At 55.0% G+C, this 13,100-nt stretch carries 13 protein-coding genes; 5 read left to right on the top strand and 8 right to left on the bottom strand.

Annotated features, from left to right (window positions below; translation table 11 throughout):
- Positions 1 to 10 precede the first annotated feature (10 nt).
- From opcA to RHP47_RS00850, 4 genes are all read right to left on the bottom strand, one after another.
- Positions 11 to 1,345 (bottom strand): glucose-6-phosphate dehydrogenase assembly protein OpcA, encoded by a 1,335-nt coding sequence (gene opcA, locus RHP47_RS00865; protein ID WP_149817288.1) that lies wholly within the window; start codon positions 1,343 to 1,345, stop codon positions 11 to 13.
- Positions 1,346 to 1,411: 66 nt separating this feature from the next.
- The gene (gene zwf / locus RHP47_RS00860) at positions 1,412 to 2,941 is read right to left on the bottom strand and encodes a glucose-6-phosphate dehydrogenase (protein ID WP_149817286.1); all 1,530 of its coding nucleotides are present in this window, start codon (positions 2,939 to 2,941) and stop codon (positions 1,412 to 1,414) included.
- Positions 2,942 to 2,944: 3 nt separating this feature from the next.
- Positions 2,945 to 3,991: a class 1 fructose-bisphosphatase gene (fbp, locus tag RHP47_RS00855; RefSeq protein WP_310840812.1), complete on the bottom strand. Its 1,047-nt coding sequence runs from the start codon at positions 3,989 to 3,991 to the stop codon at positions 2,945 to 2,947.
- Positions 3,992 to 4,068: 77 nt separating this feature from the next.
- On the bottom strand, positions 4,069 to 5,079 hold the full coding sequence (locus tag RHP47_RS00850; RefSeq protein ID WP_286668853.1) for an isochorismatase: 1,011 nt from the start codon (positions 5,077 to 5,079) through the stop codon (positions 4,069 to 4,071).
- Between the two features lie 174 nt (positions 5,080 to 5,253).
- On the opposite strand from RHP47_RS00850, the gene RHP47_RS00845 reads away from it, so the two are divergent.
- The 5 genes from RHP47_RS00845 to RHP47_RS00825 all read left to right on the top strand — a co-directional run bounded on the left by RHP47_RS00845 (position 5,254) and on the right by RHP47_RS00825 (position 9,088).
- The gene (locus RHP47_RS00845) at positions 5,254 to 5,862 is read left to right on the top strand and encodes a hypothetical protein (RefSeq protein WP_149817280.1); all 609 of its coding nucleotides are present in this window, start codon (positions 5,254 to 5,256) and stop codon (positions 5,860 to 5,862) included.
- Between the two features lie 48 nt (positions 5,863 to 5,910).
- Positions 5,911 to 7,152, top strand: coding sequence for a hypothetical protein (locus tag RHP47_RS00840; protein ID WP_149817278.1), 1,242 nt, complete (start codon positions 5,911 to 5,913; stop codon positions 7,150 to 7,152).
- 14 nt (positions 7,153 to 7,166) lie between these two features.
- Positions 7,167 to 7,463, top strand: coding sequence for a hypothetical protein (locus RHP47_RS00835; RefSeq protein WP_310840809.1), 297 nt, complete (start codon positions 7,167 to 7,169; stop codon positions 7,461 to 7,463).
- Positions 7,464 to 7,471: 8 nt separating this feature from the next.
- Positions 7,472 to 8,416, top strand: a complete 945-nt coding sequence (locus tag RHP47_RS00830; RefSeq protein ID WP_310840807.1) for a branched-chain amino acid ABC transporter permease — start codon at positions 7,472 to 7,474, stop codon at positions 8,414 to 8,416.
- 234 nt (positions 8,417 to 8,650) lie between these two features.
- A complete protein-coding gene (locus RHP47_RS00825) occupies positions 8,651 to 9,088 on the top strand; it encodes an ATP-binding protein (protein ID WP_149817272.1) in 438 nt (145 codons plus the stop codon).
- A 2-nt stretch (positions 9,089 to 9,090) separates the two neighbouring features.
- On the opposite strand, the gene RHP47_RS00820 is transcribed toward RHP47_RS00825, so the two are convergent.
- The 4 genes from RHP47_RS00820 to RHP47_RS00805 form a co-directional block, all read right to left on the bottom strand.
- On the bottom strand, positions 9,091 to 9,918 hold the full coding sequence (locus RHP47_RS00820) for an FAD-binding domain-containing protein (protein ID WP_310840806.1): 828 nt from the start codon (positions 9,916 to 9,918) through the stop codon (positions 9,091 to 9,093).
- 4 nt (positions 9,919 to 9,922) lie between these two features.
- Complete coding sequence (locus RHP47_RS00815) at positions 9,923 to 10,651, bottom strand: circadian clock KaiB family protein (protein WP_190278139.1); 729 nt, start codon at positions 10,649 to 10,651, stop codon at positions 9,923 to 9,925.
- A gap of 4 nt (positions 10,652 to 10,655) precedes the next feature.
- Positions 10,656 to 12,020 (bottom strand): type IV pilus twitching motility protein PilT, encoded by a 1,365-nt coding sequence (locus RHP47_RS00810; RefSeq protein WP_310840805.1) that lies wholly within the window; start codon positions 12,018 to 12,020, stop codon positions 10,656 to 10,658.
- Between the two features lie 83 nt (positions 12,021 to 12,103).
- Positions 12,104 to 13,087, bottom strand: a complete 984-nt coding sequence (locus RHP47_RS00805; protein WP_286626178.1) for an AEC family transporter — start codon at positions 13,085 to 13,087, stop codon at positions 12,104 to 12,106.
- Between the last annotated feature and the right edge of the window lie 13 nt (positions 13,088 to 13,100).

The raw sequence follows: 13,100 nt of genomic DNA, 5'->3' as shown, positions 1-13,100 counted from the left end.
GGATCTCATGCTAGGGCATCAAGGCTAGCATCTGAGCCACAACGGCAAAACTCTCACTGTAGAGGAAGTCTTGTCCCCAGCGCTGAAGTTCCTGACTCAAGAGCACCTCAGCCGTGAGATCACTCAGGGGAGACACATGATAAGTACGGCACATTTGAGCACTGCCCCCGGCCTCCATGCGCATACAGCCACGGGTTTCTGAGCAAATGATTGTACAGCAATCGGCTTGGAGATTGGAGGAGGTGAGTTTGAGGTCAATTAAATCCCCCAGCACGAGGCCAGCATCACCCGTGGGAATACCTGCTAATTCTGCCTTAATCAACCGTTGATCGGAGGCCACCAATTCCACGTGATAGACATCATAGTCACCGCACTCGTGGCGGATCTGGCGCGGCTGCCACTGAAGCCGGGAAGCTAACCAGCCAAGGTACATTAAAGCTTGGGCAGGATTGCCCTTTTCGTAGTCAATGACCACCTGATCAATTTCCTGAATGGCCAAACGGCGTTCGGGGGGATCAAAGGCTTCAGCGGCCAGTTCTTGCCATGCCCCCAGACGGCGCCAGTTCAAATCTGCGAGGGGAAGGTTCTGCTCCAGCAAAGGCGCGATCGCCCGCAAGCCCCGCAGCGGATCGAGAAATTCACTGGAATCCACAATCACGCGGCTAAATTGGGGCGCAAGGGTTTGAAACAACTCAAAGTTATTGAACAAGTCCCCCTTCCACCACAAAAAGCGGGGGAGTTCGCGAATGATTAAAGACTGCAACAGGGGTTCCACCCGCTGGAAGGCGCTATGGGTGCCCTTGAGGGTAATGTATTCACAGCAAACGAGGGAACTGCGCATCTTTTTGTTAATCGGGCAGTAGGCCGCCACCTGAGCAGTAATTCCCGTATCTTCGCCAAGGGTAGGACACAGGGCAATCACCCGACAGGGATTTTGGCTGGCGATCGCGTCAGCAATGCCACTACCGCGCATATCTACCGCATAGCGATCGCCCCGAGGGGTTCCCTGAGCATATTCTGCCTGCAAGGCCTGCCGCAGTTGGGGCGTGACTCGACCCGTCAAGGGCAAGTTGTGATTCTTTTCAGCAGCACGAATCGCCGACTGCATGCGGGGGCCAAGGATACCATCAATGGGGCCTGTGTAGTAGCCCAAGGCCGCTAGCAATTGTTGGGTATCATCCGCCTCATAGACAACTAGGGTAAAGGTGGTTGCCCGCACTGCTGCTGGCGCCGTACCATCTCCGCCATGGCTGAGCCAAATTTGCCGCAAACTTTGCTCAATATCATCTAACGAGACATCCACGGGATCTTGGAGCGCTACGAGGGGAGTTGATTCAGTTGCCATACCTAGGTACCTATCTGTGAATGAAGTTCGGCCTTGATTCCCATCTCTTCCCATGATGGATAAAGATCACAGTCGCCGCCACCGCCGACCATCGGCATTAATCATCGCTTCTGCGGCATCGGGATCCCATGTCCCCGCTTCATAAGTGGGAATCGTGTCTGGATCTGTAGGGGCATCCCAAGCACTGAGCACTGGCATCACCACCCGCCAAGCCGCTTCCACCTCATCTGCCCGGGTAAACAGGGTTTGATCCCCGAGCATGCAGTCCAGTAAGAGCCGCGCATAGGCATCTGCCGTTGCCATTCCAAAGGAGGAGCCGTAGCTAAAGTCCATTTCCACCGTGCGCGTGCGCAGATCTGCACCGGGCATCTTTGCCTCAAAGCGCAGGGCAATCCCCTCATTCGGCTGGATACGCATTGTTAGAATATTGGGGTTAGTTTGGCGGGCGGCCGACTGGAAAATCAGCAGGGGCACATCGCGAAACTGAATCGAGATTTCCGTCACTTTTTTTGCCAAGCGTTTACCCGTGCGCAAATAAAAGGGCACCCCCTGCCAGCGCCAGTTATCAATCACCAGTTTGAGTGCCACATAGGTGGGGGTGGTGGAGGTGGGACTCACCCCCGGTTCTTCGCGGTAACCCACCACAGGTTTGCCCTTCATCCAGCCGGCTCGGTATTGGCCGCGGACAGCACAGGCATCGAGATTATCCAAATCTGCTAAACGGGTGGCTTGGAGCACCTTCACCTTTTCGTTGCGCAGACTATCGGCATCGAGGGCATTGGGGGGTTCCATGGCGGTCAAGGCCAATAACTGAAGGATGTGGTTTTGCACCATGTCCCGCAGAGCACCCGAAGTTTCATAGTAGCCCGCGCGGTCTTCAACCCCCACGGTTTCGGCAACGGTAATCTGCACATGATCTACGTACTGGCGGTTCCAGAGGGGTTCAAAAATAGCATTAGCAAAGCGAAACACCATCAGGTTTTGAACGGTTTCTTTGCCGAGGTAGTGGTCAATACGGTAAACCTGCTCCTCTTTGCACACCGACTGCACCACTTCATTGAGGGCTTGGGCAGAGGTGAGATCGCGGCCAAAGGGCTTTTCAATGACGAGGCGATGCTTTTGGGGATCACTCAATAGACCGGCTGCCCCTAGTTGTTGAATCGCTTCAACGAAAAAGCTCGGTGAGACCGCAAGGTAAAAGACGCGATTGCCGCGAGTTTGGCGTTTTTCATCCAGCTCGGCCAAGAGGGTTTTCAGTTTGGTGTAGGCGGCGGGATCATCCATATTGCCAGAGCAGTAAAACAGGCCTTGGGCAAATTCCTGCCACAGGGGTTCCGCCTGAATGCCGCCGCCAAATTCCTCGACCCCTTGGCGCAGATGCTCGCGAAAATAGTCATCACTCCAGTCGCGACGCGCCACACCAACAATCGTGAGTTCTGGGGGCAGACGGCGTTCCAGTTTCAGTTGATAAATGGAGGGAATGAGCTTGCGCTGGGTGAGATCTCCACTGGCACCAAAGATCACTAGAATCAGTGGTTCTGGGGTGCGCTCTTGGCGTAATCCGACCCGCAGGGGATTTTCAAATAGGGTTACCATGGGTTACACCTGTGTCACAGTTGCGTTGGCAGGGGTAGGCTGAATAAAGGATTCCACAAGGGCAACGTTCTCAGGGCTGCCAATAATGAGTGGTGTGCGCATGTGCAGATGATCAGGCACGACATCGAGGAGGGGTTGGGTGCCGGTACTGGCTTTGCCACCGGCCTGTTCCACGAGGAAGGCGATCGGTGCCGCTTCGTAGAGTAGACGCAACTTCCCCGCCGGATTTTTTTGGGTGCCCGGATAGAGAAAGACCCCCCCCTGCATGAGGATGCGGTGAATATCGCCGACAAGGGCACCACTGTAGCGGGCACTGTAGCCGGGCTGGCGATGGACATGGCGGACATAGTTACGAATGGATTCTTCCCATGCCCAGAAGTTGCCTTCGTTGACACTGTAGATCGGGCCACTAGCGGGAATTTGCAGGTTCTCGATCGCCAGAATAAATTCTCCGAGGCTAGGGTCAAGGACAAAAACATGGGTGCCCCTGCCCAGGGAATAGACCAGCATCGTACTAGGGCCATAGAGAATGTAGCCAGCGGCAATTTGCTTGTGGCCATCTTGTAGAAGATCAGCAGCGGTGCCGTCTAGGTCAGTGCCCTCCTGCTGGCGAATCGCAAAAATTGATCCCACGTTCAGGTTAATGTCCACATTGGAGGAACCATCGAGGGGGTCGTAGAGGAGGGTATAGCGACCAATGGGGCAATTTTCTGGAATGTAGTAGGGCTTCTCCATTTCCTCGGAGGCGAGGCGACACACTAGGCCACTTTGCTTGAAGGCCGCAATAAAGACTTCATTGGCATAGACATCCATTTTTTTGACGTCTTCCCCTTGGATGTTCACTGCCCCCGTAAAGCCCAACACCCCCTCCATGAGACCCGCTCGACTCAAACGGCGGGCAATGAGCTTGCCAGCAAGGGCAATGCGATTCATTAGGGCACTGAGGTCTTGGGCAGCGGCGTCAAAGCTTTGGAGTTGCTGGAGAACGTGCCGAGATAGGGTCAAACAATCGCGATCGAGAGCCTGTTCATGGGCTGCGTGGTCAGTCATTGCCCCTCCCTAGTGAGGATGCATCTAGCCCCGATCCTAAACTGTCTCTTTTCAGAAGTGGTAAGTCTTTAGATCAACTAAAGATTCCAAGGAGCACTGCTAGTGGTGATCCGGTGCATGCCGGCAGCAGCAAACTCGGCAAAGGTTGCATTGGCAGTTTCACTAAAGTCCACGACCCCCGGCACCACCACAGGGGACATACAATCCTCAAGGAGATAGACCCGCTGGGCGAGTTGGGGATCTCGCTGCTGAATTTCACCGAGCAGGTCAGCCACCGTCCAAGCAACACAGTGACTTTTGGCTTGACCGGCAATGATCAGGCGATCGCCCGCCAGTAGATGCTCAATCAAAGCCCGATTCACCGCCACTAAGGGACGCCCTTGGGGGTCATGGCTCACCTCTGGCCGCAGCACCGAATAATTTTCGGTCAGGGGATGGCTCCCCTTGAGTTCGATGCGGGTTTGCTGCTGTCGCGCCACGGTGTGAAAGAAACAGGCCTCCTCCACAGCAGACACCAGTGCATGACCAATTCCCCCCAGCATCGAGTGGTAAGGCCAAATCGTCAACGGAAATTTGCCTTTGGCGGCTAACTGGGCAACATAGTGCCGGGCATAGGCCTGCAAACTTTCTTGATCAGTCATGCCGAGGGAGGTCAGCAAATGGGGATTGGGTTGCCAGCGCCCGCGCTCAACATCGTCAACGGTAATCGTGGTTAGGGGTGGCGGCGGTTCCCCGGTAGCATCTCTCCAAAAGAGGGGATGAAAAATTTGACTGGCGGTATGGGTATCGAGGGTAACGATAATCTCGCTAATGTGAGTAAGGTGGGTATAGATAAAGCGGCAGAGGCGTTGATTATCCGCAACGGCACCGTGGACAAATAGCTCAAAGTCGGGTAAGCAAAACGTGTTTTGGACATCAATGAGCAAAAGGATCGTACGCTGCTGATCCTCAGCGGCAGGGGGAATTTGATACCGCTGTGCCCATTGCCGCGCCTGCGCTGCCCGCTCTTGGTAGGGAACGCGCCACACTTGAGCAACCTTAGTGGCATCAAAAAATTCAGGGATGGGCAGTTCTGTGATCGGCGCCATAGGCAAGGGCTCCGCTGCAGACCCGCTGCAAAATAGTGTAATAAAGTATTTGCGGATACAATTGTTAATTTTTAATAAAAATCTAGAATATCAGAAATTCTACGGATGCGCAACAATTGATTCCCTCTATAAAGTAGAGTTAGTCAAAGCTTAATCTTGATTAGGAAACTCGCAATGCTGGTGCGTACACTCAAGAGTGTTTTAGAACAACACATTGCTGGGGTGCCGGGCGTTTTGGCCGTGTTGATTGGCCGCATGACGGATGGAGCAACCATTGCCGAAATTAACTACAGTGGCAACAGCCTTGAAAATGAGTCCTTGAGTTCTTTGGGTGCCTATGCCAGCGATCTGCTGCGAGCCAACAATCGCGTGTGCCAAGTGGTGGATCCGGCCTCGGAGGCAGACTATCTGCTAGCGGGTTCGGCAGAGGTACGACTGGTCATCAAAGCCTTCAGCAAAACTCCCTACTTTGTCCTGTTTCTGACCAAGGGTAGCACGAACCTGAAGCTGGTCTTTGAGCGCATTAAGGCGATCTTGGCGGATGGCAAGCCACTGCTGCCCCCCGTGCAGGATAACACGACCTCCGTCGCTCAACTGCTGCTTAGTTATGCCCGTCGCTATGCCCCGGATCCCAACTTTGTGACGCTGCGGCTCTCGTTGAAAACGGGCTTGCACCGCGAGCGGCTGGAACAAGGCCAATTGGATGAGCGGGAAGTGCGGATTCTCTATAAGGGTGTGGCCGATATTTTGGGCGTGGAACGTCTCCCCGTTGCGCTTCCCTAGTGTTGTTGAACTGCCCCTAATTAGAAACTTAAGAAAAGATTTGTACCCATGTTTGAGCATCTCCGCATCGATCGCCCCCGCAAGCTGGTGGCTTTTTTTGACGAACCAGTGATTTTCCACTGCCACCACTACAACCTATTTCTCCAGCAAACCATTGAAGACCCCGACTGGATTGATGGCGTCAGTATCCTACAGACCTCAGCCCAAGAGATTTTCTATAGCTTGCTCGCCAATGCCTTTAATACGTTGGGAGTGCAAACGCCAGCGGAACGCCTTGCCACCGCCGCCCAGATTTTTAGCTTTTTGGGCTTTGGCCGCCTCAACTTTGAGGTGACAGAAGAGGGGGGTGAGGTGGAATTAACCCACTCCCACTATGCAGAGGGCTGGCTTGGAAAATACGGTGAGCAGGTGAGCCGCACGAAACCCATTGATCACTTGGCGGTGGGTTATGTGGCGGCAGCCCTAGATGCCACCTTTGCGGCGTTGGGTACCTATGTGGCTGAAGAAACCAGTTGTATGGCGGTGACGCGGCAGGATCACTGCATGATCCATGTGACCAAAGCACCGGTGCGCCGCTCCCTAACACCGAGTCCGCAAATGGGCAAGCTCATTGATCAACCCGTCCCGTTGCCAAAAGCAGAAACCAGTGTGGACTACGATGCGGTGAACGAAGCTCTGTGGGGACTGCCCCTGGAAGGGGATGCGAATGGTCAAATTCGTGCCTTTAATGTGCTGCTGACGCGGATGCCTGCCAACTACTACAACCGCATTCAGTACCGTTTCCTTGATGAGCTGCAAAAGGTGGATCCACAGCTTTTAGAGGTGGGACAGGCGTTGATTCGTGAATCGGGCCATGTTTGTGTCTTTTATACCTTTGGCAATATCATGGAATCCTTGGAGTGGGAAACGGTCGTTGGCCCGATGTTGAAAACCGATACCGATTGGATTCACGGGGGGTATGCCGTTGCCAGTAGTTTGGGGTGGGGGCGTTGGCAAGCCCTAGAGGTGGTCAGGAATGAATCCTGTCGGGTGGCCATTGATGGCAACTACGAAACCAACTACTTCTTAGCCTCTTATCCCCATGCTGCCCAACCGGCCTGCTATTTTGCCCAAGGGGCGGTACCGGCAATGATGAACATTGTCTATAACGGGCGCATTCAACAGAAGCCTGTCTTAGATGAGGCGTTTTACAATCGTCTCTTTCAACGGGGCGGTGTGTTTCAAGGGGCAGAGGTGAAGGCGCGGGAAAAGGGCGATCCTTGGTGTGAATTTTATGCTCAACGCCTATAAGTTAAGTTCTGAGAATGCCAATTCAACTCTCTAAACGGCGGGAATGTGGGGGCACATGGGTGGTTGATGTGGATCTGGGGCGATCGCCCACCAACGAGGAACTCACTACCCTTGCCCAACGCTATGGCGGTCGCTGTCGCCAGTTTCAACAGTTGGTGTGGTTAGATCTTCCTAGCGGTCGGATTACGGCTTCACTGCGGCTGTCGCGTCTGACGATTCGCTTGGGGGATAAGACCCTCGAAGCGGCGATGATTACCGAGTTGCAGCAGCTTGTGGAGGGAAGCGTGCCGGCCTGTACAGTGGATCTCTAGCGCTAGCTATGGCGGGTTGGCTTGGCACCTACGATTTCTTGATTGTTTCAATGACCTTAGGGGCAATGTTGGCCTTGTCGCTCTATTTGCCTCTGATGAGTGGTCAACTCTCCCTTGCCAGTCCAGCCTTTTATGCCATGGGTGGCTATATTGCTGCACTGCTCTCCACCCGTGTTTTTGCAGGACTGAACCCCTATCCGGTGCCTTTGGTGCTGGGGGAAATGGTGTTGGCGGCTATTGTCTGTGGTCTGGTGGGCTGGGGCTTGGGGGTGCCGGTGCTGCGGTTGCGGGGCATTTATTTTGCCATTGCGACGATTGCTTTCTCTGAGGTGCTGCGGGTGTTGGCACTCAATCTGGAGGTGACTGGGGGGGCGATCGGCATCTTTGGCATTCCCCAACCCTTTAGTACACCCTTGGGCTATTTGTGGCTGACGCTGCCCTTGCTGATCATGGTGGCGATCGCCATCGGTCGCTTGGAACAGACCCGTGCGGGCAAGGCGATGCAGGCCATTCGTGCCGATGAACTGGTGGCACAGACCCTCGGTATTGATACCACTCGCTACAAGGTTTTGGGGTTTGTCTTGGGGGCGATTCTAGCGGGGGTGGCGGGAGTTTTGGCGGCCCATCTTTTGAATACTTGGAATCCGCGTCAGGGCACGTTTGATATGGGGGTGCTGGCACTGACAGCAGTGCTGGTGGGGGGCAATCGGACGTTTGTGGGGGCGATCGCTGGCGGTATGCTCTTTACGGCTCTGCCCGAACTCCTGCGGGGACTCGCCGATCAATCCTATTTGCCAGTGGCAGTGGCCACTTTTTTCCGCGATGGGCGTCTGATGCTCTATGGGTTGCTGATTATCCTCGGCACACGGTTCTTTCCCCAGGGGTTGTGCCAGTCTCCCAACTGGCGATCGCTCTGGTGCACCCTATTGGGCAACAAAACGAGGAAAATGTAATCAGTCCTCCTGCATTTGGCTGCTTCATGTCCCATCTGCGTTGCGCCATTGAACTCTCTTTCTCCTGCAGCCCATCTCAGCAGCCCTCCAGCGGCGAAACGTCTATTCGTCATGGCTCCATTTGCATCCTTTACATTCAGTGGGCAGGGCGAGCTGCGGAGCTGTTTTTGACCTCTTGGTATCCGATCCTAAGGCTCTGCAACTGATTCCACCCCAGCAAGGACAACTCAGCCTATGACGCCTCCCTTCACCACGGTTTCCCTAACCCTGACCAGTGACCTGACCCAACTGGAGGCTCTCTTGGCATGGTTCAATCAATATCGCCCCACGACGCTGCCCATCGAAGAGTGGTTGAAATTGGAACTCGCCCTTGCCGAGGGGTTTACCAATGCTGTGCGCCATGCCCATCGCGATCGCGCCAGCGATACCCCCATTCGCATTGATCTCTCCCTTGCAGACACTGTGATTGAATTGCGCATTTGGGATCAAGGGGATCCCTTTGATTTGATGGCCAAACTGGCAACACTCCCCAGCCAAATTGCCCTCGATGCCGAAGGGGGACGCGGCCTACGCCTCTTGGCAACCATCATGGATGAATTGGACTATCAGCGCGTGGGCAATACGGGTAACTGTTTGATTCTGCGCAAAACCGTGAAGCCCACTCCCCAATAACCCTATTCCTTGTGGGGGAAAAGGCGGGCTGCCAATTCCTCGTAGGTGGCATCAAAGGGACAGCGATCGCCCATCGCACACTGGCGACAGTATTTGCCATCGCTATAGCGCTCGAGGTTTTGGCGGTTAAAAAAGTAGGGCTTGTGGCTAAAGGTACTGGCCACCCACTGCCACGAGAGGTTATTACTTGCCGGATCGCCATCGAGGAGATGCTGCAAAAACCAAGTGGCTCCCGCCTGCCAGCGCACCCGACACCAATGCACCACATAGGCCGCCAACCATAACCGCGCATGGTTATGCAAGTAGCCCATTCGCTGTAGGTCGTCACTAAAGGCATCCATACAGGCCAGTCCCGTTTCCGCTGCGATGAGTGCAGGAGGTAAGTCGGTTTGATAATCGGCTGCTTGCCAACCCGTTTTATAGGGTTCGATGTCCTGCCACAGACGATCGCCCCAGCGGGCATAGAGGCGCTGCCAATAGTCTCGCCACGCCAGTTGTTGGAGTAAGGCTTCCGCTTGATGGGGATGAGCTACCACTTCCCGCAGGCGATCGCGCACAGTTGCCAAACTAATCACCCCATGGCGCAAATAGGCCGAAAGCCCCGTTACTGCCCCCGCCAAAAAGTTGCGACTCTTGCCATACCGTAGAGGCTGTATCTTGGCCAAACGCTCTTGGGCTGCTCCTAAGCCACCACGGGTTTCACTGACCGCGTCATCCGCCCCCACCACATCGGCAAAGACTTGGCGCAGATAGGGCACATAGGCATCACGAGTTCCCGCCATTCGCTCCACAGCAGCAGCCGCGAGCAGATCTTTAGCAGAATTTGTCATCGGTCTAAGGGCTTAATAAACGTTGCAGGCGATCGCGATTATCCAAGTGTCCCACAAGGCGGCGCACCGGCTGGGGATAGACCCGCACCAATGTTGGCGTGGCCTGCACTTGATCCTCCTCCGCCAGATCGGGTTGCTTGGTGACATCCACCACTTTGAGCGTATAGGGCACCTTGAGGGAGCGACTCAGCAAGTCATGGAGGTTTTTGAGGGCAACTTCCGTGGCATGGGTTTCTCCACGCACATAGAGGCGAAAGACATAGCGATCGGGTTCCGAAGGACGCGGTGCAAAACTGCTCAGGGGGGTGGCTTCCTGCAAATCATAGATCAGTTGGTGAGGCTCCCACAGTTGGGGAAAGCTGCTGCGGTAGGCCTCTAGGGCTTGGACATCGCAGGGATGCTGCGGATCCTGTACCAACTGCCACGGCAATGTGGGCTGATGAGCAGGGGCAAAGAGGGCATTCAATAGGGGACGATGGGGCCATGCCAAGGGATAGACCTCCGCCGCCACTCGCAGGCATTGCTGCTCCTCATCAAACCAGTAATCTACCGCCGCTGTGTAGCAGGGGGATAGGAAAAGGGGCGGCTCCTCCAAATCCAACAGTTGTTGCAGGGCTTGACAAAGCGACTGATGCCAATGCCCCTGTTTTGATGGGTCACGGCAAAAGACCACATCCTCCCCCGGTGTAAAGAGGGCCAACCCCTTGTATAAGACAGGCTTGAGGCCAACCATTGCCCTAGACACGACCCCGTAGAATTTGCGCCATTTCGTTGGGTTTGGGGGAGTTTTCGATGGCGGTTTCCTCGTCAATGCGCCCCGCCTCATAGAGTTCGTAGAGGCACTGGTTCATCGTGCACATACCGTCGTAGGTACACTGCGGAATAATTGCCTCAATTTCCTCCACTTCACCCCGCAAAATGTAGTCCTTGATGGCATCGGTGTTGATCATGATCTCGTGAATTGCCGCCCGCTTACCATCCGTCGTGCGCACAAGGGCTTGGGCAATGACCGCCACCAGCGACTCCGCCACCTGCATCCGCATCGGTCCCTGTTCATCGGGGTTGTAAAGGTTGAGGATCCGCTCAATCGTTTTCACGGCACTGTTGGTGTGCAATGTACCAAAGACCAAGTGACCCGTTTGCGCTGCTTTTAGGGCTGTATTCACTGTCTCGCGATCGCGCATCTCCCCAATCAGAATAATATCGGGGTCTTCCCGCAATGACGCCTTCAGAGCATTGTCAAACTTCAGTGTATGGATACCCACCTCCCGCTGGCGGATCAGGGCACGGCGACTTTGGTGCACAAACTCAATCGGGTCTTCAATGGAGATAATGTGCTTCGGCATTTCGGTATTGATATAGTCCACCATTGCCGCAAGGGTGGTGGATTTCCCGGAACCCGTTGGCCCTGTCACCAGAATCAGACCCTTGTGGTAGTGGCAGAGATCCTTGAAGACCGGCGGCAAATTCAACTGCTCTAGGGTCAGAATCTTCACCGGAATCAAGCGCAGCACCATGGCGGGGCCTTTGAGGGCGACAAAGATGTTGATCCGCACACGGCACAGACCCTCGTACTGATAGGCACCATCGTATTCAAGGTGGGTGCGAAACTGCTCAATTTGTTGGGGGGTCAGCAGTTCATTCAGCCAGTAGTTAAAGGTTTCCTCATCAGTAACGGGATAGTTGGTAATTTCTAAACGTCCGCGATCGCGAAAACGGGGCGCTTCGCCAACCCCAACATGAATATCAGAATAGCCGTGCTCAAAAGCCTCCCGCACCAGTTGTTCCATTGTCGGGCCAGAGATCCGCGCGGCTGGTGTCGGCATCGGTTGGGTCGGTACCCCCTGTTGGGGCATTCCCGGCTGCGGCGGCATTGGTCGTGGCGGCATCCCCGGTTGTGGTGGCATGGGTCGAGGCGGCATGCCGGGCTGTGGGGGCATCCCTTGGGGAGGCGGTGGGGGGGCAGCAGGACGGGGAGGCGCCATTCCCGGTTGGGGAGGCAGCGGCGGAACACCCGCCCCCATTGGCGGCCGAGGCGGCGGCATCGGGGGTGAATTGGGAACACGCGGCGGTGGCGGCGGAGGACTTTGGGGATTCGTCATAGGGAGACTCGTGAAAGGGCTAGCAATGGATCAGGTATTTTCAGTGTGCCACTGTTCTTGGAAAAGGAGAGCAGTCGTTAGCGTTATGTTAAAACTTGGCGGCACAGGAACACCCACAGCGGTAACACCACCACAAAGCTCAGGGTACTCAGGGCAATCACCGCCGGTGGCAGTTCGGTATTGAGTTCGTATTCCTCTGCCAAAATTAGCGCGGCAAAGGCGGTGGGCGTACCAGTCATAATCGCGATCGCCAGCAACGTATCGCCCCGCAAGCCCAAACCATAGGCGATCGCCATCATCGTCAATGGCAGCAACAACGTCTTCACTAACATAGGCAGCAACCCCATACGAAAACTTTGCCAGCCGGGGAGCCGACTCAAACGAATTCCAGTGAGAACAAAGGCAAAGGGAATCACCAAGTGAATATCTATCTCACACAACCTTTCGATTGCATCTGGCAAGGAAAGATCATGGGTAGCAAAGCCGGCCATGGAGGCCCAAAGCGTCGGTACCGTTGGAATCACCCCGAGGGCGCGCCACCAAGGTTGATCATTGCCCTTACCGTAGTACTGACCGAGAAATGAACCCAATCCATAGGTGCCGAGGGCATTTTGGGTAATGGCATAGAAGGCCGCCCAGGGCAATGCCGTGGCACTCAGGAGAGGAATCGTGACCCCCAAACCGACAAAGCCCGTATTGCCGAGAATGCTGGCAATCAGATAGCTCCCCTGAAAGCGGCGACTTTCTCCTTCGGGAACTGTACTTGTCAGGAAGGGGGGGGTGTATTGCAGCCACTGGGGTTGAAAGTAGCGTTGCTGCCAATAGTAAAGTCCTTGGGCAAGGGTATAGCCGACAATGAGCGCCACAAAGGCCAGCAGCGGTGCCAACCAAATTAACCCCGCGAAGTTGGTTTGCCGCACCAAAGCAAAAATTTGAATGGGCACTCCGACCCAATAGAGGCTGCGCCCCAACCATTGGGGAATCACTGCTGGCAACCAACGGCCACAGATGAACCCCAGACTTGTCCAAATGACTAAGGGACTAGCTGCGCTGAGTGCACCCACCATCGCGATCGCCCTT

Origin of the sequence: Thermosynechococcus sp. QKsg1, assembly GCF_031586415.1 — a bacterium.
Taxonomy (GTDB): Bacteria; Cyanobacteriota; Cyanobacteriia; order Thermosynechococcales; family Thermosynechococcaceae; genus Thermosynechococcus.
Note: the sequence above shows the minus strand (reverse complement) of the source record. Positions and strands in the feature narration are given on the sequence as shown.

Coding starts and splice junctions, on each gene's coding strand:
- RHP47_RS00805 (WP_286626178.1), bottom strand. CDS start 13,087: ATGGTGGGTGCACTCAGCGCAGCTAGTCCCTTAGTCATTTGGACAAGT.
- RHP47_RS00845 (WP_149817280.1), top strand. CDS start 5,254: ATGCTGGTGCGTACACTCAAGAGTGTTTTAGAACAACACATTGCTGGG.
- RHP47_RS00810 (WP_310840805.1), bottom strand. CDS start 12,020: ATGACGAATCCCCAAAGTCCTCCGCCGCCACCGCCGCGTGTTCCCAAT.
- RHP47_RS00835 (WP_310840809.1), top strand. CDS start 7,167: ATGCCAATTCAACTCTCTAAACGGCGGGAATGTGGGGGCACATGGGTG.
- opcA (WP_149817288.1), bottom strand. CDS start 1,345: ATGGCAACTGAATCAACTCCCCTCGTAGCGCTCCAAGATCCCGTGGAT.
- RHP47_RS00850 (WP_286668853.1), bottom strand. CDS start 5,079: ATGGCGCCGATCACAGAACTGCCCATCCCTGAATTTTTTGATGCCACT.
- zwf (WP_149817286.1), bottom strand. CDS start 2,941: ATGGTAACCCTATTTGAAAATCCCCTGCGGGTCGGATTACGCCAAGAG.
- RHP47_RS00840 (WP_149817278.1), top strand. CDS start 5,911: ATGTTTGAGCATCTCCGCATCGATCGCCCCCGCAAGCTGGTGGCTTTT.
- fbp (WP_310840812.1), bottom strand. CDS start 3,991: ATGACTGACCACGCAGCCCATGAACAGGCTCTCGATCGCGATTGTTTG.
- RHP47_RS00815 (WP_190278139.1), bottom strand. CDS start 10,651: ATGGTTGGCCTCAAGCCTGTCTTATACAAGGGGTTGGCCCTCTTTACA.
- RHP47_RS00825 (WP_149817272.1), top strand. CDS start 8,651: ATGACGCCTCCCTTCACCACGGTTTCCCTAACCCTGACCAGTGACCTG.
- RHP47_RS00830 (WP_310840807.1), top strand. CDS start 7,472: ATGGCGGGTTGGCTTGGCACCTACGATTTCTTGATTGTTTCAATGACC.
- RHP47_RS00820 (WP_310840806.1), bottom strand. CDS start 9,918: ATGACAAATTCTGCTAAAGATCTGCTCGCGGCTGCTGCTGTGGAGCGA.